Origin of the sequence: Blastococcus sp. MG754426, from assembly GCF_021699055.1 — a bacterium.
Taxonomy (GTDB): Bacteria; Actinomycetota; Actinomycetes; order Mycobacteriales; family Geodermatophilaceae; genus Blastococcus.
Map to the genome: position 1 here is coordinate 1 of NZ_SSXC01000018.1, position 21,709 is coordinate 21,709.

General features: G+C 68.7%; 18 protein-coding genes. 6 read left to right on the top strand and 12 right to left on the bottom strand.

What is annotated here, in order from left to right; translation table 11 throughout:
* The first annotated feature begins 469 nt into the window (after positions 1 to 469).
* Positions 470 to 1,807 carry a PP2C family protein-serine/threonine phosphatase gene (locus tag E9549_RS08585; RefSeq protein ID WP_236826125.1) on the top strand — a complete coding sequence of 446 codons (1,338 nt, stop codon included), beginning with the start codon at positions 470 to 472 and terminating at the stop codon, positions 1,805 to 1,807.
* 208 nt (positions 1,808 to 2,015) lie between these two features.
* Here the strand turns inward: E9549_RS08585 and glgX are convergent, their stop codons facing one another.
* A complete protein-coding gene (glgX, locus tag E9549_RS08590) occupies positions 2,016 to 4,151 on the bottom strand; it encodes a glycogen debranching protein GlgX (protein ID WP_236826126.1) in 2,136 nt (711 codons plus the stop codon).
* Between the two features lie 168 nt (positions 4,152 to 4,319).
* The gene (locus tag E9549_RS08595; RefSeq protein WP_236826127.1) at positions 4,320 to 4,898 is read right to left on the bottom strand and encodes a DoxX family protein; all 579 of its coding nucleotides are present in this window, start codon (positions 4,896 to 4,898) and stop codon (positions 4,320 to 4,322) included.
* Between the two features lie 181 nt (positions 4,899 to 5,079).
* Here E9549_RS08595 and E9549_RS08600 point away from each other — a divergent pair, with 181 nt between their 5' ends.
* A complete protein-coding gene (locus tag E9549_RS08600; RefSeq protein WP_236826128.1) occupies positions 5,080 to 5,805 on the top strand; it encodes an HAD family phosphatase in 726 nt (241 codons plus the stop codon).
* Positions 5,806 to 5,933: 128 nt separating this feature from the next.
* Here E9549_RS08600 and E9549_RS08605 read toward each other — a convergent pair whose 3' ends face one another.
* The 8 genes from E9549_RS08605 to E9549_RS08640 form a co-directional block, all read right to left on the bottom strand.
* Positions 5,934 to 6,407, bottom strand: a complete 474-nt coding sequence (locus E9549_RS08605; RefSeq protein WP_236826129.1) for a Dps family protein — start codon at positions 6,405 to 6,407, stop codon at positions 5,934 to 5,936.
* A 66-nt stretch (positions 6,408 to 6,473) separates the two neighbouring features.
* A complete protein-coding gene (locus E9549_RS08610; RefSeq protein ID WP_236826130.1) occupies positions 6,474 to 6,857 on the bottom strand; it encodes a DUF2267 domain-containing protein in 384 nt (127 codons plus the stop codon).
* 75 nt (positions 6,858 to 6,932) lie between these two features.
* Entirely contained in the window at positions 6,933 to 7,223 is a 291-nt protein-coding gene (locus E9549_RS08615) for a glutaredoxin family protein (RefSeq protein ID WP_236826131.1), read from the bottom strand.
* A gap of 56 nt (positions 7,224 to 7,279) precedes the next feature.
* Positions 7,280 to 7,990: a peroxiredoxin gene (locus tag E9549_RS08620; RefSeq protein ID WP_236826132.1), complete on the bottom strand. Its 711-nt coding sequence runs from the start codon at positions 7,988 to 7,990 to the stop codon at positions 7,280 to 7,282.
* Between the two features lie 173 nt (positions 7,991 to 8,163).
* Positions 8,164 to 8,607, bottom strand: a complete 444-nt coding sequence (locus tag E9549_RS08625; RefSeq protein WP_236826133.1) for an Hsp20/alpha crystallin family protein — start codon at positions 8,605 to 8,607, stop codon at positions 8,164 to 8,166.
* A 208-nt stretch (positions 8,608 to 8,815) separates the two neighbouring features.
* Complete coding sequence (locus E9549_RS08630; protein WP_236826134.1) at positions 8,816 to 10,201, bottom strand: NAD(P)/FAD-dependent oxidoreductase; 1,386 nt, start codon at positions 10,199 to 10,201, stop codon at positions 8,816 to 8,818.
* A 188-nt stretch (positions 10,202 to 10,389) separates the two neighbouring features.
* Positions 10,390 to 12,339, bottom strand: coding sequence for an ATP-dependent zinc metalloprotease FtsH (ftsH, locus tag E9549_RS08635; RefSeq protein ID WP_236826135.1), 1,950 nt, complete (start codon positions 12,337 to 12,339; stop codon positions 10,390 to 10,392).
* A gap of 352 nt (positions 12,340 to 12,691) precedes the next feature.
* Complete coding sequence (locus E9549_RS08640; protein WP_236826136.1) at positions 12,692 to 13,708, bottom strand: TerC family protein; 1,017 nt, start codon at positions 13,706 to 13,708, stop codon at positions 12,692 to 12,694.
* 336 nt (positions 13,709 to 14,044) lie between these two features.
* Here E9549_RS08640 and E9549_RS08645 point away from each other — a divergent pair, with 336 nt between their 5' ends.
* Positions 14,045 to 15,328, top strand: coding sequence for an ATP-binding protein (locus E9549_RS08645; protein WP_236826137.1), 1,284 nt, complete (start codon positions 14,045 to 14,047; stop codon positions 15,326 to 15,328).
* Between the two features lie 157 nt (positions 15,329 to 15,485).
* Complete coding sequence (locus E9549_RS08650; RefSeq protein ID WP_236826138.1) at positions 15,486 to 16,049, top strand: bacterial proteasome activator family protein; 564 nt, start codon at positions 15,486 to 15,488, stop codon at positions 16,047 to 16,049.
* 626 nt (positions 16,050 to 16,675) lie between these two features.
* Here the strand turns inward: E9549_RS08650 and E9549_RS08655 are convergent.
* Both E9549_RS08655 and E9549_RS08660 read right to left on the bottom strand, forming a co-directional pair.
* Positions 16,676 to 17,092, bottom strand: a complete 417-nt coding sequence (locus tag E9549_RS08655) for a helix-turn-helix domain-containing protein (RefSeq protein ID WP_236826139.1) — start codon at positions 17,090 to 17,092, stop codon at positions 16,676 to 16,678.
* A 74-nt stretch (positions 17,093 to 17,166) separates the two neighbouring features.
* Positions 17,167 to 17,667: an Hsp20/alpha crystallin family protein gene (locus tag E9549_RS08660; protein ID WP_236826140.1), complete on the bottom strand. Its 501-nt coding sequence runs from the start codon at positions 17,665 to 17,667 to the stop codon at positions 17,167 to 17,169.
* Positions 17,668 to 19,189: 1,522 nt separating this feature from the next.
* Here E9549_RS08660 and E9549_RS08665 point away from each other — a divergent pair.
* Together E9549_RS08665 and E9549_RS08670 are read left to right on the top strand one after the other, a co-directional pair.
* Entirely contained in the window at positions 19,190 to 19,912 is a 723-nt protein-coding gene (locus tag E9549_RS08665) for a hypothetical protein (RefSeq protein ID WP_236826141.1), read from the top strand.
* Entirely contained in the window at positions 19,909 to 21,681 is a 1,773-nt protein-coding gene (locus tag E9549_RS08670) for a hypothetical protein (RefSeq protein ID WP_236826142.1), read from the top strand. The genes E9549_RS08665 and E9549_RS08670 overlap by 4 nt, the downstream gene beginning before the upstream one ends.
* Positions 21,682 to 21,709: the final 28 nt, after the last annotated feature.

The window sequence follows — 21,709 nt, forward strand, 5'->3', positions numbered from 1 at the left end:
CCACCGGCCGAGCACGAGGACACCTTCTACCGGCACAACCCCGCGGCGGCTACCGTCGCCGCGTCAGTTTCGAGCCTCCACTGAACCCGGGGCGGGACACGGGGTGACCGACACGGCGCAGCCGGAAGTCGCCACGGCGACTTGGCCGGCGCTGACCGGCGACAGTCACCCGGACGCATCGTCCCCGCGGCCGGTAGGTCAGGTCTCCCCGACCATCACCTGCTGTTCACCACCCGGTGCCGTCCTGGCGCGCTTGCTTCCGACGCTCCTCCTCGTAGCGGGCCGTTGATGCCGCGCCGAGTGCGACAACCAGCGCGTTCAACACGAGGAAGCCCAAGACCGTCCCGATCAGCCAGCTTCTGCTCCGAGGATGCGGAGACAAGACGCCTGTTGACCGCCTGCTGGTCAGCCGACCGGCGCTGCACCGAAAGCGGGTTTGCCGCTGGCCGAAGGTGATCATGAGAGTGCCATGTCCGCTGATTCGACGATGGACGCCTCCAAACCGGTCGGCTTCAGCAGCGGCGTGGCGGGGCGCCCGACGGCGGAGAGCATGGGCGAGGCCCTGCTGGGCTCGCTGCTGGACCGGGCGCACCTCATCCCACCGCGATTGGTCGGCCCCTTGATCGCGCAGGAGATCCAGGCGATCGGCGGCACCGAGATCGCCATCTACCTGCAGGACTACGACCAGGTGCATCTGCAGCCCCTGGAGGGATCAGGCCTGGTCGGAGAGCGGGTGCTCATCGACAGCAGCCTCGCCGGACGCGCTTTCACCACCGACACTCCTGTCGAGGAGGATCTTGCCGACGGTTCGGTGCGGATGTACCTGCCCATGCTCGACGGCTCTGATCGAATCGGCGTTCTGGCATTACGTCTGCCGGCTGTCAACGATGCCGATCGACGACTGGCCAGAAGGTTGGCCGGCCTGGTCGCCGACTTGGTCGTCACCAAGTCCGGTTACAGCGACACATTCGCTCGATTCCGCACCGCGCAGCCGATGAGCCTGTCTGCCCATCTGCTGCGCCGGACTCTGCCGCCGTTGTCCATGACGAATCCTGATGTCGAACTTGCTGGCATTCTGGAACCGGCGTATCAGGTCGGCGGCGACACCTTCGACTACGCCCTCAACGGCCACATCCTGCACTTCGGGATGTTCGATGCCATGGGCCACGGGCTGGAGGCCGCCACGATGGCCAGCGTCGTCCTCGCGGCTTACCGACATGGACGCTTGAGCGGAATGGGACTCCCGCAGTTGCATGCGGCGATGGACCGCACTGTTGCCGAGGTCTTTCCGGGCCGGTTCGTCACCGCCCAGATCGGTGAACTGGACACCGAGCGTGGCGTGATGACGTGGATCAACGCAGGGCATCCGTCGCCGCTATGGATCCGCGACGGTCGCGTGATCGGCGAGCTGACCGGCACGATCGCCCGCCCGATTGGCTTCGGTGGGGCCAGCGCCCACGTGATGACGGCGAAGTTGGAGCCGGGCGACCGGGTGCTGATCTTCACCGACGGCGTGGTGGAGGAACGACTGGAGGGCGGTGAACAGTTCGGCGATGCCCGACTTCGCCACCTCCTGGAGCGCACCACCTCTCAACGGCTTCCGGTGGCTGAAGCCGTCCGCCGCCTCTCCCACGCGCTCACGGCCGCCCGCTACGGACGGACCAGCGACGACGCCAGCCTGCTGATGATCGAGTACAAGGGGCCGCCGCGTGACGACGAGTTGGCGGCGAACCTCATGGCGACCTTGCGGGCTGGCCAGCACCGCTCCGGGCACCTGAATGTGCAGCGAACCGACGAAGTGGGGTGAGCAGGAGCAGGGTGAGCACCGCGCCACCGCGCGAGGATCGGGGGCGCTGGCGTGGCGGGCGCCCTCAGCCCTGCGGTTGCGGCCGTCGGAAGATTGGCGGGACTTTGATCGCCTCGGCGCGAGGCGCACGGTTGCACTGAGCGTGTTCCAGCGGCTGGTCGGCCGACAGCGGATGCAGGGTGTCTCGGCGTAGTAAGTGTGGCCCGGGTTAGCCGGCCGCGGGCTTCGTTCCGCGGAGCAGACACAGGCAGTGCCCACTCAGCGTCAGGGTCTCCCCCGCGTCGAAGCACGTGCCGTTGCCGTTGCCGCGTTCGAGATCAAGCCCCCAGAGCGGGGCGGTCACCAGCTCCGGTGCCCACGTGAGGCCGTAGGCGCGGTCGGGGAGCGTGAACGTCCGTTCATCGGCGGTGGGATTCACCAGCAGCAGGAAGGAGTGGTCGCGGATCGGGCGGCCGTAGCGGTCGGGTTCGGGGATGCCGCCGCCGTTGAGGAAGACGGTCAGCGCGCCGGCGTGTCCGCTTGTCCATTCGGCGTCGGTCATCGGCTGGCCTTCGGGGGTCAGCCAGGCGATGTCTTCTAGGTCGGTTCCGCGCACCGGGCGGCCCTCGAAGAAGCGGCGGCGACGGAAGACAGGGTGTTCGCGGCGCAGCCGAGTCAGCTTGGCAACGAACTCGGTCAGGTCGCTGAACTGATCGGCCCGGTCCCAGTCGATCCAGGAGGTCGGGTTGTCCTGGCAGTAGGCGTTGTTGTTGCCGCCCTGAGTGTGGCCTAGTTCGTCACCGGCCAGGAGCATGGGCACTCCTTGGGACAGCATCAGGGTGGTGAGCAGGTTGCGTGCCTGGCGCGCGCGCAGTGCCTGGATCTCGGTGTCGTCGGTGGGGCCTTCTACGCCACAGTTCCAGGACCGGTTGTCCTCGGAGCCGTCCCGGTTGTCCTCGCCGTTGGCTTCGTTGTGCTTGCGCTCGTAGGACACCAGGTCGTGCAGGGTGAACCCGTCGTGGGCGGTGACGAAGTTGATAGAGGCGTGAGGGCGTCGTCCGCTGGACTCATAGAGGTCGCTGGAGCCGGTGAGCCGGGAGGCGAACTCCCCGACCGTGCCGGGGGTGCCGCGCCAGTAGTCGCGGACAGCGTCGCGGTAGCGGCCGTTCCACTCGGTCCACAGCGGCGGGAAGTTGCCGATCTGGTAGCCGCCGTCTCCGACGTCCCAGGGCTCGGCGATCAACTTGAGCTGCGAGACGATCGGGTCTTGCTGGACCAGGTCGAAGAAGGCGGCCAGCCGGTCGACGTCGTGGAACTCGCGGGCGAGGCTGGCGGCGAGGTCGAACCGGAACCCGTCGACGTGCATCTCGGTCGCCCAGTACCGCAGCGAGTCCATGATCAGCTGTAGGGAGTGCGGGTGCCGGACGTTGAGGGTGTTGCCGGTACCGGTGTAGTCGACGTAATAGGCCGGGTCGTCGGCAAGGCGGTAGTAGGCCCGGTTGTCGATGCCGCGGAACGACAACGTCGGGCCCAGGTGGTTGCCCTCGGCGGTGTGGTTGTAGACCACGTCGAGGATCACCTCGATGCCGGCCTCGTGCAGGGTGCGGACCATCGCCTTGAACTCCTGCACCTGCTCCCCTCGGCTGCCCCGGGCGGCGTAGCGGTGGTGCGGGGCGAAGAACCCGATGGAGTTGTAGCCCCAGTAGTTAGACAGCCCCCGTTGCACCAGGTGGTGGTCGTCGAGGAACTGGTGCACCGGCATCAACTCGACGGCGGTGACACCGAGCCGCTGCAGGTGCTCCACGACGGCCGGATGCGCCAGCCCGGCGTAGGTGCCGCGCAGGTGCGGTGGCAGGTCAGGATGGCGCATGGTGAGCCCGCGCACGTGGGCTTCGTAGATGACCGTTTCGTTGTAGGGGATCCGCAGTGGGTGGTCGTGGCCCCAGTCGAAGTAGGGATTGACGACCACGCAGCGGGTCTGGTGCGCGGCGGAGTCGTCATCGTTGCGGACGTCCGGGGCGCCGAAGCGGTAGTCGAACAGCGACTCATGCCAGTCGACCGGGCCGTCGATGGCCTTGGCGTAGGGGTCGAGCAGGAGCTTGGCCGGGTTGCACCGCTGGCCGGTCGCAGGAGCGTGGCTGCCGTGCACGCGGTAGGCGTAGCGCTGTCCGGGCCCGACCGCGGGGAGGAAGCAGTGCCAGATGAACCCGTCGACCTCGGTCAGCTCGATGCGCGTCTCGGTGCCGGCGTCGTCGAATAGGCATAGTTCGACGCGGTCGGCCGCCTCGGAGAACAGTGAGAAGTTGGTGCCGTTGCCGTCATAGGTGGCGCCCAGCGGATACGGCTGCCCCGGCCAGATCTCCACGACCCCATCCTGGGGGACGACCGGTTCGACTCGGCCGCGCACACCCCGTGCCGGTCGGCGTCGAAGAGATCCGGTTTAGACGCAGCGGCGGACTCCCCGCCCGCGGGGGCGGGAGCCCGCCGCGCGCCCTCTCCTGCGTGAGGTTGGCTCAGTCCGTGACCGGAACGGCTACTCGGCGGCTGGCGCTGCCGCGGCCGACTCGCTGCCCGTGTTCGTATCGGGCTGCGGCTGGTCGCCCGGCGTGGCGGTTGGCAGTGCCGGCGCGCCGCGGCGACCCAACGCCATGGTGGCGATTGCGGTGGCGACCCCGGTGCCCAGTGCGGCCAGGGCCCAGCGCGTTCCGCTGCGTTCGATGCCGAGCACGTGATCCAGCGACAGCTTGCCCGGCCCCGTCTCAGCCAGTGCGGTGAGCGCGCCGATCAGCACGGCGTTGTATTCCCAGCCGCCGTTGGCCGCCCATGGGCCGTTGGGCAGGTGCACCTTCTTGATCGCGGTCGTCATCACCCCGGTCAGTGCCGCTGACGCCAGCGGGGTGCCCAGCCCGGCCGCCAACAGACCACCACCGACGGTCTCGGTCACCCCGGCGAGCAGTGCATGCACCTTGGCCGGGCGCATGTCCAGCGACTCCATCATAGCTTCAGTTCCGGCCCGACCTGGACCGTCGAACCAGCCGAACAGCTTCTGCGTGCCATGTCCGATGAACAGGCCGCCGATGAGAGCACGTGCCCCTAACCGTGCAACGCTCACGTCGTCCTCCTTTCCTTCTGAGGCGCCCGCTCCATACCGCGGTAGTTGAGGTCTCACACATCGATCGAACCGGATCAAAACAGGCACGCCCGGCGGAAGGCAGTGCTACCGCCGGGCCTTGATCGCTCCTGCCAGGAACGCCGATACCGCACGCCGGTCGAAGACTGCCTACCGTCGCGGTGTGTTCGGTCTTCCTGCTGGTATCCGCGCGTGCCTGTTCGACATGGACGGCGTCCTGACGCGGACCGCGACACTGCACCAGGCGGCCTGGCGACAGGTGTTCAACGAGTTCCTGCAAGCCCGACACCCCGAGCAGCGCCCCTTCACCCAGGATGACTACAACCGGTACGTCGACGGCAAGCCACGGGCCGACGGAGTTCGCGACTTTCTCGCTAGCCGCGGCATCCGCCTGCCTGAGAGCAGCGTCGATGATCCGCCGGGTACCGCGACGGTGCACGGCTTGGCCCGGTACAAAGACGAGTTGTTCCTCCAGCAGTTGGCTGACCGCGGGGTTGGGGTCTTTCCCGGCTCGGCCCGCTACCTACGTGCCGTCAGAGAAGCCGACCTGAGGACGGCCGTGGTGACCGCCTCGGTCCATGGTGCCGAGGTTCTTGCTGCAAGCGGCCTGGCGTATCTGGTCGATGTGCGCATCGACGGCGTGGTCGCCGCGCGCGACGGCTTGCGGGGGAAGCCGGCACCCGACGGTTTCCTGGCCGCAGCCCAGGCGCTCGGTGTGCCCCCGGCGCAGGCGGCGGTGTTCGAGGATGCGCTCGCCGGCGTGGCCGCCGGCCGCGCGGGCGGCTTCGGTTACGTCGTGGGGGTGGACCGCACCGGGCAGGCGGCGGAGCTGCGTACGCACGGGGCGGATGTAGTGGTCACCGACCTGGGGCAGTTGCTGAACGACTGACCAGATCGGGCTGCGCGACGGGCCGGCCGCCCCAGCGTTCGCCCTGCTCGGCCGAGTACAAAGCGATCGGCCGGCCCCCGTGCGGGGGCCGGCCGTTGCCGTCGCGTGGGCTGCGTCGCGTGGGCTGCTCAGCGGGACTGGTTCTCCGCCTGCCACATCCAGTAGTGCTTCTCCAGGGCGGCGGTGATCTCGATCAGCAGATCCTGGGTCACCTGGTCGTCCTCGGTTGCGTCGATGCGCTCCCGCATCCGGGCGACCATCTGGTCGAAGACATCGACGAAGAAGCTGATGGCGTCCTCGGCGGAGATCCACTCGACCGGAGGCTGGGGCACCCGGCTTTGCTCCTTCAGCGCACCGAAGCGGCCGTCGGGCAGCACGCCGATCGCGGCGGCGCGTTCGGCCGCGGTGTCGGTGTACTGGCGAGCCGTCTCCACCACGTCGTCGAGCTGCAGGTGGATGCTGCGGAAATTGCGTCCCACGATCGTCCAGTGGACCTGCTTGGCGATGAGGCTGAGGTCGACGAGGTCGACCAGGGTGCCCTGCAGCGCGTCACCGGCGATCTTCTGGACGTTCTCGGGAAGGGGGCTCTTGATCAGCGCCATGTGCGGTTCCCTTCTTTCAGAGTTGTCGTTGGACGGTGATGGGGGGTGACCGGCTCCGCCCGGTGGTCAGGCGAGGTGTGCCTTGCCGAACAGCGGTGCGTAGCCGGCCGGGAGCTGGGTCAAGATTTGGTTGAGCTCTCCGCCGCTGACGGCCTCGGCAAGGGTGGTGAGCACGGCACTGGCGTCCCACTGGGCGGTCTGCTCGGTCGCGGACAGTTGCCGGGCCAGCCGGCGCAGGAACTCCTCCACGCCGAACGCCTCCTGCGGGCCGGCGGTGAGCACAGCGCTCTGCAGCTCTTCCGGCAGCTGGGCCGCCAGGTCCTTGCGCTCGCCGTCGACCAGGCGCTGGCCGAGCAGGCCGAGCACGGCACGTGCCGCGCGCTCGGCCTCGGCCTGGTCGGCGTACTCGCCGTGTTCGCGGACCTTGGCGAGGAACTCGTCGTAGCGCATGACGCTCCTTTCGTGCCGCATGGCACCGGGATCTCGAACGGCAATCCGGTCAGCTGTGCGGGGTTGCCGCGGTGATCAGATGAGCCCGTGCCGGGCGAGGACCCACTGCAGCTCCCGCGGGGTCGGCTGCTCCAGCCACTCCCCCGCGACGTTGACGACGGGGTTGCGGAGGTCGCCGCCGGCCATCCAGCGCAGCCGACGCTTCATCTCCGGATGCAGGTCGAGGTCGACGTACCGGTAGGGCACACCGGCTCGGTCCAGGATGCGGCGTGTCATCTGGGTGATGCCGCACCACCGGTTGCCGTACACCGTGACCGGGGCGGCGGCGACGGGTGGGCGCACGCCGGTCATGACGGGGACCGTCATGGTGTTTTCTCCTTTCTTTTCGGGCGTGCTGCTGCGCGCGCGAGGGATAGCCGCTCTCAGGCTGCTGACGGCTGGTGAGTCAGCTGGTCGAGCGCGGTGAACAGGTCGTAGATGTCGGGCAGGTGCTCCACCCGCGGCGAGACGTCGACGTAGCGGATAACCCCGTCGGCGTCGATGACGTACAGGGCGCGGTCACTGAAACCGTCGGAGTTCCGCCACACCCCGTAGCGGCGGGCAACTTCTCCCTTGGGGTGGAAGTCAGCCAGCAGCGGGAAGGTGATGCCGCGGACGGTGGCCCAGGCACCGTGGCTGTAGATCGAGTCAACTGAGACTCCGATTACGGCTGCGCCGCGGGCCTCGAACTCGGCCAGCTCCTGCTGGTAGAGCTCCAGCTGGCGGCTGCATCCGGGGCTCCAGTCCAGCGGGTAGAACACCAGCACAACTGGGCGACCGCGGAAGTCCGACAGGCTAACCGGCTGACCGTTGGCATCGGGCAGGGTGAAGTCCGGTGCGGCCGTCCCCACTGGAAGGCCGGTCGACTCGGCTTCTCCGCTCATCGGCGGGGCGGTCAGGTACAGGTCGGCCACATCCTGGAGCGTGGTGCCGATGGTGGCTGGGAGATCACCTGCCGGGGGTGAGGTCTGACGGGCTACTTCCTGCACGATCGCGTGCAGGACCGAGAGGGCCTCGGTGACCGGCGAGTCGTCGAGCTGGTCACCGATGTCGGCGAACCGCTCCTCCAGCTGCTGGAGCCGACTGGTCGTCACAGGCGTCGCAGGAGTTGAGGTCATGGCATTGCACTCTCTTGGTCAGTGAATGGCGGGGATGCCCGGCGTCCCGGGTCGGCGCCGTCGTGGGCGCCGACCCGGAATGGAGACCGGGTGCCCGGGTGGACGACCACCCAAGGGGCGGCTGGGAATGCGGTGAAGCCGCATCCCGGTCAGCTGCTGATCTGGATCCGACGGGGCTTGGCCTGCTCGGGCTTGGGCACGCGCACGGTGAGCACGCCCTCGTCAAGGTGAGCGCTGACCTTGTCCGCGTCGACATCGGCGGGCAGGGTCACCGCGTACTGGAACTGCCCCACCCGGCGGGTGCGTCGGCGCAGGATTCCGGTGCGCTCCTTCTCCTTGATGTCACCGGAGACGGTCAGCTGCCGGTCGGTGAGCTGGATGTCGATGTCGTCGCGCTTGACGCCGGGCAGATCGATCTCGACGACGTAGGCGTCCTCGGTCTCCTCCACGTCAGCCAGGGGCGCCCAGCCCTGCAGGTCGCCCCCGAGGTTGGCCTCCCACAGGGAGTTGACGCGCTGGGTGAGCTCGTCCAGCTCGCGGAAGGGGTCCCAGCCGGCGACTGCGCGCGGCCGCGAACGGACAGGCAGTGTCATCGAAGTGAGCCTCCTTTCGAACCGGAAGGTGTGGGACTGCGACTAAGGAGTAGTCGCGCCGACACCCGTCTAAACCTGCAGTCATCGCTACAGATTCCCGGTAGGGCTGGATCTGCGCCGGCACAGGCAGCCGGGCCGGCCGTGCTCGTCACGCCTCGGCGGCGAGCACGAATCACTGGCGGCAACGGGGTCTCGCCCAGCGGGCTGATCAGCTCGCAGCAGCCTCGCCCTGACGTGACCCGGTCGCTGGCGGCCCGGGGACCCGTGGCAGCCGCCGGTGGCTGTCTCCCCCGCCGGCAGCTGCGACGAAGTCTCGCCATGGGTCCTGCACCTGGCCGAGGGCGATGACCTCACGGCGGAACAGTGAGGACAGCACCCAGTCGGCGACGATCCGAACCTTGCGATCGAGGGTGGGCATGCGGCTGACGTGGTAGGCGCGGTGCATCAACCACGCCGGCCAACCCCTCAGCTTGAGCCCGTAGACCTGCGCCACGCCCTTGTGCAGACCCAAGCTGGCGACCGAGCCGACGTAGCGATGCCGGTATGCCACCGGCTCGCAGCCGTTGAGGGTCGCGACGATGTTGTCGGCCAGTCGCTTGGCCTGCCGGACGGCGTGCTGTGCGTTGGGTGCAGTCGTCGCGCCCGGCTTGGTGAGGTCGGGGACGGCGGCGAGATCCCCGGCAGCCCAGGCGTCTGCGACGTCCTGGACCTGCAGGGTGGGCTTGCATCGCACCCGCCCACGGTCGTCGAGTGGCAGGTCGGTGTGCGCCACCAGCGGGTTGGGCTTGGTCCCGGCGGTCCAGACCAGCGTCTCGCTGGCGAACTGGTCGCCGTCGGAGAGCCGAACCACCCCGTCCTCGGAGATCGACTCCAGCCGGGTGTTCAACCGCACGTCAATGCCCCGCTTGGTGAGCTGGCGCACCGTCCAGGCGGCCAGATCCGCATCGACCTCGGGCAGGATCCTCCCGCTGGCCTCGACGAGCACCCAGCGCATGTCGGCCGACGAGAGCCGTGGGTGGTAGTGCTCGATGGCGTACCGGGCCATGTCCTCGGTCTCGGCCAGGGCCTCGATGCCGGCGTAGCCGCCGCCGATGAATGTGAAGGTCAGCGCCCGCTGTCGGACGGCGGGGTCGTCGGTGGAGCTGGCGGCGTCCAGCCGGGCCAGCACGTGGTTGCGCAGGTAGATGGCCTCACCGATGGTCTTGAAGCCGATGCCGTGCTCGGCGAGGCCCGGAATGGGCAGGGTGCGGGCGACCGAGCCGGCGGCCATCACGAGGATGTCGTAGGAGAGCTCGAACGCGTCGCCTTCCATCGGGGCGATCTGTGCCCGGCGTTGCGCATGATTGAGGCCGGTCACCGCGCCGGTGATGACCCGGCAGCGTGGGAGCACCCGCCGCAGTGGGACGACGACGTGTCGAGGTTCGACCGAGCCGGCCGCAGCCTCGGGCAGGAAGGGTTGATAGGTCATGTGCGGTTGCGGGTCGACCACGACGATGTCGGCCTGCTTGCGGGTGAGCCGCTTCTGCAGGCGCAGGGCGGTGTAGAGGCCGACGTAGCCGCCGCCCACGATGAGGATGACGGGTCGCTGAGCCATGGTGTTGTGCTATCCGAGACGATTGAACCTGCAACTTGATGAGGCGTTGTGACCGTGTCTGCCTGCTCACATCCGGTCGCTGCGACTGACTCTGTCCGGAGCGCCTACTGACGCGTCCGACGGATCGCCTGCGAGCGAGCCGTGGGGGGCTGCGGCCCCAGTCAGACGGGCCGGTCACGCGCGAGTGGCTACCGGGCACCGGCCTTCTCCGGCTCGCCGCTCCACTCAGTAGGCGCACCGGACTCCGGTCGCCCTACGCCAGCTGACATCGTGACCTCGGCGGGCGACTGTGGGGGCAGCCCCGCTGCCTCATAAGCCTGGGCGGCGTCGAGGGTCTCAGCGGCCAGCAGCGCCTGGGCGAGGCGGTCGAGGCGGTCCCGATGCTCGGCCAAGGTGGCGCGGGCTTGGGCGTAGCACTCGTCGAGGATGCGCCGCACCTCGGCGTCGACCAGCTCACGGGTGGCCGGCGCCGGTCCGGCGCCGTCCATAGCTAGCGGCTGCTCGGTGCGGGGATCGGGCAGCACCGAGACCGGTCCGACGGCGTCGGACATGCCCCACCGGCCGACCATCTGCCGGGCGATCTTGGTGGCCTGTTCTAGGTCGTTTTCCGCACCGGTGGTGATGTCGCCGTAGGCGAGGTCCTCGGCGGCTCGACCGCCGAGCGCGCCGATGATGCGGCCCTGCAAGTAGCGGCGGCTGTATCCGTAGCGGTCGGTCTCAGGGCTTTGCAGGGTGACGCCGAGCGCCATGCCGCGCGGGATGATCGAGATCTTGCGGACCGGGTCCGCGCCCGGGGTCAGCATGCCGAGCAGCGCATGGCCGGACTCGTGATAGGCGGTGCGTTCCCGCTCCTCGGGGGTGAGCAGGATCTTGCGCTCCGCGCCGAGGACGATCTTCTCCAGGGCGTCGGTGAAGTCGGCCATCTGCACCCGCTCGTGGTCGCGCCGGGCGGCGAGCAGGGCGGCCTCGTTGACCAGGTTGCGCAGGTCGGCGCCGACCATGCCAGGGGTGGCGGTGGCGAGCACGGTGAGGTCGACGTCGTCGCCGAGTGGGACACCGCGGGTGTGCACGGTGAGGATCTGCTGCCGGCCGGTGGTGTCGGGCGGGTTGACCATGACCCGGCGGTCGAACCGGCCGGCCCGCAGCAGCGCGGGGTCGAGGATCTCCGGGCGGTTGGTGGCCGCCATGACCACGACGCCTTCGCTGCCGTCGAAGCCGTCCATCTCGGTCAGGATCTGGTTGAGGGTCTGCTCGCGCTCGTCGTGCCCGCCCACGGCCGCGCCGCTGCCGCGGGCCCGGCCGATCGCATCGAGCTCGTCGATGAAGATGATCGCCGGGGCGTTCTTCTTGGCCTGCTCGAACAGGTCGCGCACCCGGCTGGCGCCGACGCCGACGATCATCTCGATGAACTCGGCGGCGGACACGGAGAAGAACGGCACCCCGGCCTCGCCGGCGACCGCGCGGGCAAGCAGCGTCTTGCCCGTACCCGGTGGCCCGCTCAGCAGCACACCCTTGGGCACGCGGGCGCCCAGGCGGCGGTAGCGGTCGGGGTTGCGCAGGAAGTCGACGATCTCCCGGACCTCCTCCTCCACGTCGTCGATACCTGCGACGTCATCGAAGGTGGTCCGTGGTCCGGCCTCGGGGCTGTAGCGGCGCGCTTTGGACTTGCCCAGTCCCATCCCGGCGCCAAGTCCGGCGCCGGCGGCCGAGCGACGGGCCAGCCAGACGAACAGGGCGACGAGCAGGATGGTGGGGCCGAAGCCGAACAGCAGCTGCTGCCAGACCGGGACCCGGTCCGGCGGCTCGGCGTTGACCGTCACGTTCTCCCGCAGCAGCAGGCTCATCAGTCCGTCGTCGGCGAACGACGGTCGCTCGGTGGTGAAAAGTGTCGAGCTCCGCGGCTGCCCGCCCAACTGCGGCAAGGCGCCCTCGTCGGATCGCGACTCCTGATTGTCTGGCGGATAGGTCACCGCTTCCTCGAAGCGGCCCTCGATGGTGTCCCCGACGGTGGTGACCTCCGCGACGTTGCCGGCTTCCACCTGTTCACGGAAGACGGTGTAGGGCACATCGAGCCGTTGTGGCGGGGCCAGCAGCAGACCGGACAGCAGCCAGTTCACCACCAGGAGTCCAGCGAGCACGAGCCAGAATCGACTGCCGCCGGGGCGACGCCAGCTGTCGGTCCACCGGTCGGACTCGGTGTCCGGGCGCGCTCCCTCCACCCGCCACGGCGGACGCCATCGCAGGCCGTTGCCTGCGTCCTGTTCGCGCTGCTCGCGCCGGTTAAGCCCGGAGCCACGGTCGACGACTTCTTCCTGCCGGCCGGTCACTCGTGCGCCCCCTTTCGACATTCCCCGACCACTGGGCGGCTGCCGCCAGCCCGAGGCTGCCTCCTGCCGGACACCCACTGTCCACAGGCGTCGATGTGGAAGAGATAGCCCGGCGGAGGGGCTCACTAACACCACATCGGCGGCGCCGCAACCGGTCTCTCCATCAGGCATCCGCACGAGAGGGCGCGGACTCCCGGTCACCTGACCGTTCGTGCAGCGAGCCGGCGTGGGCGCGCGCGTCCGGGTCCCGACGGACCTTGAGCACGCTGGCGATGGTGGCGACAAGCAGGATGACCACGATGACGACCAGCGAATGCCAGGTGGGGACCTCGGGCACGCGGTCGTCCACGGTGTGTCCCCAGTGCAGGATCAGCTTGGCGCCGATGAAGGCGAGGATGACCGCCAGCCCGGTGGACAGGTAGACGAGCCGGTCGAGTAGACCCTTCACCAGGAAGTACAGCGCCCGCAGACCGAGCAGCGCGAAGGCGTTGGCCGCAAAAACGAGGTAAGGCTCCCGCGTCACGCCGAACACCGCCGGAATGGAGTCCAGGGCGAACAGCAGATCCGTTCCGCCGATGGCGAGCAGGACCAGCAGCAGGGGTGTGGCCACCCGTCGCCCGTCGATCCGGACGAGCAGCCTGCCGTCGACGTACTCATCGGTCAGGGGCAGCGTGCGGCGGGCGAGCCGGACGATGCCGTTGTCCTTCACTTCAGGGTCCTCGTTGCGGTGTCGGTACAACTGCACGGCCGTCCACAGCAGCAGCACCCCAAACAACAGGAACATGAAGGAGAACAGGCTCAGCAATGCCGCGCCGATGGCGATGAAGACGGCCCGCATTACCAGGGCAGCGATGATGCCGAAGGTCAGCACCTTGTGTTGATGCTGCTCGGGAACTGCGAACGCTGTCATGATCACGGCGAAGACGAACAGATTGTCGACCGACAGGCTCTTCTCCAGGATGTAGCCAGCGAAGTACTGCGTTCCGTACTCCCCGCCCGCCCACGCCGTGAAGACAAATCCGAAGACCACCGCCACGGCAATGTAGAAGACAGACCACGCCACCGCCTCGCGGAATCTGACCGCGTGCGGCCGCGCCGCGGCCATTGCCAGGTCCAGCGCCAACAGCGCCACGATCACCCCGACGGTGAGGACCCAGACGCTCACGCTGATCTGCAGCATCCCGACCTCCAGCGACTCGCTCGGAAATCTCCCATCCCGACAAGACTCTCGGATCACCCACAAGGGTCGTCGGCACCTACCGCACGGACCCTGTGATCAGGTGACAACGGCATTGCACTCGGAGTCAGTCGAACAACGATGAGCGCGCCCGGTAGGTGCCGCGTCGCTCAACCCGGACGCTCGGCGTACTCGCGTGTAGGGGACGGTTCGACGAACGGTAGCCTAAGTGCCCGACCGACGGTAGCCTAAGCAGGCGACAAACGGTCGCTTAGCGGGCCGGCGCGCGGTAGCACAGGACCATGACCTGCCGCTACGCCAAGCCCCGGAGGAGGAGTGGTGCCGCCGTACCGACGCCGGGTCGTCGACAATGAACTCGACCAGCTGCTAGCCGGTGTTGCAGCCGTCAGCCTTGATGGCCCCAAAGGGGTAGGCAAGACCGCTACTGCCTCCCGCCGAGCCGCGACGGTGTTCGCCCTCGACGACCCGGCCACCGCCGAGCTGGTGCGCGCCGATCCCGCGCGGCTGACGGCCGGCGCACCGCCAACCTTGGTTGACGAATGGCAGCGATACCCCACCTCCTGGGATGTCGTGCGCCGAGCCGTCGACGCCGACAACTCGGCCGGCCGGTTCCTGCTCACCGGGTCCGCCTCACCACAAACACCGACCACGCACTCAGGAGCAGGGCGGATCGTCGGAATCCGGATGCGGCCGCTCACCTTGCCTGAACGAGGGGCAACCAGCCCGACGGTCTCCCTAGCGGCCCTGCTTGCCAGCACGACCAGCGCACCAGCTGTGATCACCGGGACGAGCAGCATGGGGCTGGAGCAGTACACCGGGGAGATCGTCACCGGCGGGTTCCCCGGCATGCGCGCCTCCAGCGACCGCGTCCAGCGGGCCCTGCTCGGCTCCTACGTCGATCGCATCGTTGACCGCGACTTCCCCGAGGCGGGCCTGGCGGTGCGCAACCCGGCCCTCCTGCGTCGCTGGCTGGCCGCCTATGCCGCTGCGACGGCGACCACCGCCTCCTACGAGGCGATCCGCGATGCGGCGACGGCTGGCCATGCGAACAAGCCGGCCAAGACGACGACCATCCCCTACCAGGACACTCTGGAGCGCATCTGGATCTCCGATCCGCTACCGGCGTGGATTCCGACCCGCAACCACCTGCACCGGCTCACGCAAGCCCCCAAGCACCACCTAGCCGACCCGGGACTGGCCGTGGCACTGACCGGCTCGTCGGCAGCCGATCTTCTTGATGGCCGCAATCCCAGCCAGCCCATCCCCCGGGACGGCACCTTCCTCGGCGCCCTGTTCGAATCGCTGGTCGCCCTGCACGTCCGGGTATTCGCCCAAGCCGCAGAAGCCAGAGTTGCCCACCTGCGCACCAAGGGCGGTGAGCGGGAGATCGATTTCATCGTCACCGGGCCCACCGGTCGTGTCCTTGCCCTGGAGGTGAAGTTGACGCATGCGGTGTCCGACAGCGACGTCCGGCACCTGCGCTGGCTCGCCGAGCAACTCGGGCCGGACTTGGTCGACGCTGCCGTGATCACCACCGGCCCCGACGCCTACCGGCGCGCCGACGGCATCGCTGTCGTGCCGCTGGCGCTGCTCGGCCCGTGACGCACCGACCACGCGGACCGCGGCCACGCCCGAACACAGCGGGACTGTCGTCGGAGAGGCGCGAACAACGGACTGAACTGATAGGTCTAGTTCAAGGAAGAGGCTACGTCGCCTCCAACGCGGCCAGTAACCGTCCAGTACGAGATGGGATGAAGGCATGACTGTTCCGGCCAACGGAAGCACGCGTCCTCAGCAGGGCCTTGTCGTGGGGCCCGACGGCCGACCGGAAGATGCCGCCGATGCACCATCATCGCCCGCGGCCAACGGCGCCAACGGCGATCATGACGGCCTTGCCCAGGTCGCCGACCTGGTGGCCGAGCCGGCCAAGATCATGCGGATCGGCACCATGATCAAGCAACTACTGGAGGAGGTCCGGACTGCTCCGCTAGACGAGGCCAGCCGCAATCGGCTCCGCGACATTCACTCCCGGTCGATCCGCGAGTTGGAGGCGGGCCTCTCGCCGGAGCTGCGGCAGGAGCTGGAGCGGATCAGCCTGCCGCTCAGAGAGGACGCCACGCCGTCCGACGCCGAGCTGCGCATCGCCCAAGCCCAACTGGTCGGCTGGCTGGAAGGAGTCTTCCACGGCATCCAGACGGCCTTGTTCGCCCAGCAGATGGCCGCCCGCGCACAACTGGAGGAAATGCGCCGGCGAGCGGTGCTGAACGCCATGCCACATCCCCAGCAGCCAGACATCCGTCCCGGCGGCGGCCAGTACCTGTAGGAAGGCGCGGGCCCGGCGGAGCGACCCACCGTCGCGTTGCGCGTCACCGCAGGTTGCGCTCACCACGGGATCGGGGCGGCTCGCCCCTTTCACGGGCGCGAGGGGCGACATGGCGCCCATGCTCTGCGGTCGCTAACCAATGTCAGCGGCTCAGACGGACAGGGCAACCTCCACCCGAGGGCCGTCTACGCGTAGGTGTCCTCGACTCTGCCAGTGGACCTGGGCATGGGCCAGCCGCAGGGATCTGACGTCCCCGACGCAGAGACGGCCGTGGAGACCTCCCCCGGGCCTCCTGTGGCGACACCCTGCGGCGGCCGGCGGTAGCGAAAGCGCAACATGGGCGATCTCCATCAGCCGGCTCGCCTTCTTCGCCTAGCGGCGTGGCGTTCAGTCCGAGGACAGCGACGCTATGAGTGCCCGTCGATTGTCGATGGGCCATTGATCCCACCTTTGATCAGCCGATCCGTTGCATGGCGTTCGACGGCGAACTCACTTGCCTTGTCCAGCGACGGCGCCGGTCGACTGAAGAGCAGGACCGGGATGGAGAGGCCCCCTACCTTCGCCCGGGGTGAGCGTGCGCCGCCGGCACTCGCTGGAGCCGCTGACCGAGCAACCGCAGACTCGCCTTAGACGAGCCCGCCCGCGGAGGGCAAGAGCCCGGCCGGGGAGCCAACCGTCCCCCGCGAACGAGGCGACAACTCCGAGCGCGGCCGGTTCAGACTGGCCCGCAGCCGATCGCCATCGGCCCGGGCATCGGCGAGATCAGCCTGGGCATCAGCGAGCTGGTCCTGAAGCTGGACGATGGCTCCCGCAGAAGCGACTGGATGCCCGTCGTCGATCAGCTCGCGAATGCGCGCGGCCAAGGTCAGTTGCTCTCGCGAGTACCGGCGATGGCCGCCGGGAGAGCGCTGCGGATGCAGCACACCGGAACTGTCGAGGCTACGGAGAAAGGCTGGCTGCACGCTCAGCAGCTCGGCGGCCTGACTCATTGTCAACGAGGGGTACTGCGGATCGTCGAGCCGACGCAGCGGATCCTCACCCATGGGCCTGCACACCTCCTTTCCAACAGCGGAGGGGCCGAGCCCAGTGAGTTCGGCCCCTGCGACCGGGCATGCGATCAGGCCTCGACAGCCTTGTCGGTCGACTCGGCCGCCTCCCCCTCGATGGTCCTGTGCTCCATCTTCGCCGGGGCATCGGCGCGAGTAACGGTGATCTTGCGGGCCCGAGCCTTCTCCGCAACCGGAATGCTCACCGTGAGCACGCCGTCGTGGTAGCTGGCCTCCAGCCGATCGGTGTCCAGGCTCTTGCCCAGCACCAACTGCCGGGAGTAGCGGCCATACGGCCTCTCGGCGATCGCCCACTCCGCGTTCTCCAGCTGCGGTACCGAGCGCTCCGCGGTGATGGTGAGCTGGGTGCCCTCCACGGAGACGTCGATCGAGCCCGGGTCCACGCCAGGCAGGTCGAAGTGCGCCACGAAGTTGTCGCCGACTTTGTAGGCGTCCATCGGCATGCCCGCAAGGGGGTGGGCAGTCGCGCCCGTCCTGCCGGCGAGCTGGTCCAGCGCCCGGAAGGCAGCGGACGTGGCGGCGAGCGGGTCATAGGCGGTCAGCATCGCCATCGAAGTGCAACCTCCAATCGCGTCGTTACGACTACCACGGAGCCAATTCTCCAGTGGCGGCTGCAGATTACCGAGCTGGCTGCGAGCGTAAACACGTGGCGTGCCAACGCGTCTGAGGCCTCGGCGGCGACTCAGGCATGCCCGTGGCCGACACGGCGGCTTTCCGGGTCATCGTCCTCGGTGGGACAAGACATCCTGAGGGCGCCTGTCTCGTTCAGCCGGCGGTCGAGGCGCGGCCGGCGGCCGGGCCGGAGACTGCGCGCAGGTTTGGATACCGCAACAGCTTCCACTCCAGCAGGCCGATCATGGCGTGCTCTCCGCGCGTTCGCGCGGCGTCCAGCTGACGCTCCAGCGAGCGACGTTCCCGCCCGTAGAGGTCTCGATGCGCTCGCCCACAGAACAGCGGCTGGCGGCCTGACCCTTCGCTGCGGAACTTCAGCCGCCGGGTGCACCACGGGTACATGCAGGCAGCCTTAGGAGCTTCCAGAGGGGGCCAGTCACGCCGAACGGAGTCGTCACTTGTCAGACTTTGGGCCACCGGTTCTCCCAGCATTGAGCGGGTCAAGATGCAGGTAAGAGCCCATACTAACTCACCTGGGCGCGCGTTGAATCGGTTGAGCTGCGCGCGATGAACTGAAGCCGGCCTGGCCTCGGGCGGGTGACTGCGTAACCAACTCCGCATACATCGTGTCAAGCAGATGGCCCTCGGTGGGCGCCAACGCCTCGTGCCCCAGCGCGTTGAACGCCATCGCCTACGCGCGCTGAACCGTCCCGACCTGTGATAGGACTGGACTCACTCGCGTAGACGAGCACGCAGCCGAGGACTCAGAGGAGGAGCCGCGCCACCAACCCGCACCGCGGCCGCGTAGTACCGGCCACAGCCCGCCGCCAGAGCCAGCGGCTACTCCGGCTCTTCGCCCCCGCTATGGGGCGGAAAGACGTGGGGCGCCTGCGATCGCGACTCGCAGACGCCCCGTGCAGACCACTCCGTCGGTCGTCAACCCACAGAGAAGTGATCTTGCATGCCCATTTTTGCTGACCAGCCGGCCAGTTGGCAACCCCGCGTCACTGCTGGCACCGTGGCTTTCCGAATCGAGACGCTGCCCGCGTCCCGGACGGTCGCCCCCGCGCTGCCAGCGGGCAATCAGCCCGCCCGACAGCACGACCTCACCGCCTGCCCGACTGCGGAACGAACTGCAGCTCTACGGGAGTGGAGGGCCATCGATAGCTCCGGCCGCCCAGCCCCTCGCCGGTCGGGCTGCACCACCGCGAGGGTCACGTCCCGCACGGACCCGAACGGCGTGGTCGCGGGATCGCCAGCCGTTCAGCCGCAGAGCAGCGTCCTCCCTGCGGGTGAGCCGTTCACGCTCCGTGCTCAGTATCTGACCAGCAGCTTCCGTCTCTACTTTGTGATCTTCGGTGAGACCGCGGCGCGACCCGCACCAGCCAACCGGCCACAGCCGTCGCCGTCCCTGGGCCCGGACGCCACCAGCCCCGGCGGCTTGCCTTCAGGGTGGGGCCGGTGACGGGGCCGACCCCGCCGCGCCCTCGCAGGTTCGCGCCCACCCGCCCGCCGCACGTCAGCGCGGGGCATCTGCGCCGCACGCGCCGTTCGGTACTGGACGTCGTCGAGGTCCCGGAGAGTGCCTCACTGAACTTCGATCGCATCGTCGGATCACTCGCTCAGCGTCTGCTCGCCGACAACCTGGACACCGCCCGCAGCCTGACGCCCTCGGCGTTGGTCGATCTCCTCTTCGACCAGGCCGTGGCCCTGGTAGCGGCGGAGATGGTGCGCGGACGGCGGCAGGCCGCCGCCACCCGGATCACGTCACTGGCCAGCCACTACGTGCAGCGTCTAGCGCCGCCGTCCTTCGTCGCCTATCTCGGCGCCGAACAGGCCCTGGGTGGGGGCCGGGTCGACCTGACCTATGAACATCCCACCCTCGGGGTGTTCTTCGATGAGCTCAAGGCGTGGAGGAACCCGCAGCTGGTGCTCGACGAAGCCACGCTGGCCCAGCTCGACCGATTCGTGCGCGGCGCGTCGGCCTACGGCACCCCGTGCGTCGGAGTACGCCTGCTGCCGGTCAGCGCACTGGCCAACGCGCAGCTGCATCGACCCGACGGTTCCGTGGCGCCGTTGGCGGCCACGCCGCTGTCCCCTGTCGCGCTACGCGACCAGCACGAGGCGCTGATCGGCGCTGGCGGAGACCTCTCGGTGCTGCCCGAACTGGGGGCGGCGGCATGACCTCCTGGTCGGAGCGAGCCGCCGCCTACGAGGCTGCCTGCCGGTTGCGACGGGGCGACGGCTCTTGGTCCAACGACTCGCTGCGCCAGCTCGCGGACCTCTACAACATCGGCTACTCGACCCTGCGCCGCTGGCTCAAGGACGGTTTTCCCGAACCGGCGGCCGAGCGCGGCTGGATGCCCACCCCCGAGGACTACGTCGCCGTCGCCACTCACCTGACTGTGCAGGAGGCGTGGCGGGAGCGGCACGACGCGGGCCACGTACCCGTCACGTACCAGACCTACTGCCGGCGGCTCAAAGAGGTCGACCGCGGCCTGTTCGAGTCCGCGTTGCACGGCCACGAGGCGCTGGTCCGCAACCGGCTGTATCTGATCGGCAAGCCACTGCACCGCAACCACACCTGGGGCTTCGACCACACCGAGTTGCCGGTGTGGGTGACGATCCCGCGGTTCAAGGACCCGATCAAGCCGTGGATGACGATCGTGACCGACTTCTACAGCCGCTCCCTGCTCTCGGTCATGTTGATCATCGGCCGGCCAACGGCGGAGACGGTCGCCGCGGCGCTGACCGAGGCCGCCGTCGGCCGCGTCTACGACGGCACCTTCATCGGCGGCCTGCCGGTGCAGGTGCAGTACGACAACGCCAAGGAGCATCTGGGCGAGGTCATCGCCAAGGGCATCGCCCGGCTCGGCATCGTCGGGGTGCCGATCGACAACCACGCGCACTGGCAGAACGGCCAGACCGAGACCAAGGTCGGCCTGCTCCAACGGGAAGCCCTGCGCGGGGTGCCCGGAGTCACCCTTGGCGGGTTCACCCGCTCGGGGACTCCGCGGTTCATGCCGCCCAACCGCGGCGACCTGTGGGGTATCGAGAAGCTGGCGCGCCATCTGGATGAGGTCCGGGTGCACTGGAACGTCGGGCGCGTTCAAGGTGTGCTGCAAGGCCGCGCCCCGGTAACCAAGTGGCTCAGCGACGACACCGAACTGGTGGAGATCGGCGAGGACTCCCTGGTCGCCAACATGATGAAGGAAGGCGCCAGCCACAAGATCCTCACCAAGGGGGTCTTCTTCCGGAACAGCTACTACACCCCCGTCGACGACAACCACCGGGCCGGGGAAGACGTCTACGTCCGGTATCTGGAACGCAACGCCGACTTCATCGCGATCAGCCCGACCCGCGAGTTCAACCACTTCACCTTCGCCATTCACGAGGACCGCATCACCACCGCCAACCGGGTGAAGCTGATGCAGACCCGAGCCAAGCAGGAGGAGATGGCCCGGCGAATCGACGCCGATGCCACCTCCCGCCGCTTGCACGGCCAAGCCGTCTCCACCGACAGCGAACCGACCTGGAGCGCAGTGAACGACCCGGCCGACGACTGGACTCCAGACGGCTCTTCCACCAGCGACCGTGACCACCCCGCCGCGGTAACCCAGGAGCCACCTTCCGACCTGTGGGGTGACATCGCGTCGGGCTCAGCAGTCGACGAGTCCACCACGCCCGGAGCCGGTGAGCCTGAACCGGAGCCCGACCTCACCGTCACCGCCGCGAAGTCAGGTCCCGCCGATCAGGGGTCGGGGTCGGTCACCGTGATCAACACCGAGCGCAGCCGCGCAACGCCCGTCCACCGCCGCAAGGCCCCCCTCCCGCCGGCACCCCCGCGCGGGGAACACCCGGCGCGCACGAAAGCCCGCGCCAGCCGCGCCGCCGACCGAGTCGCCCGCCGAGGCCTGTCCACGCCCAAGCCGCCCCACCCCGAGGAGAAGTGATCGCCATGAGTCGCCGCCGCATCTCCGG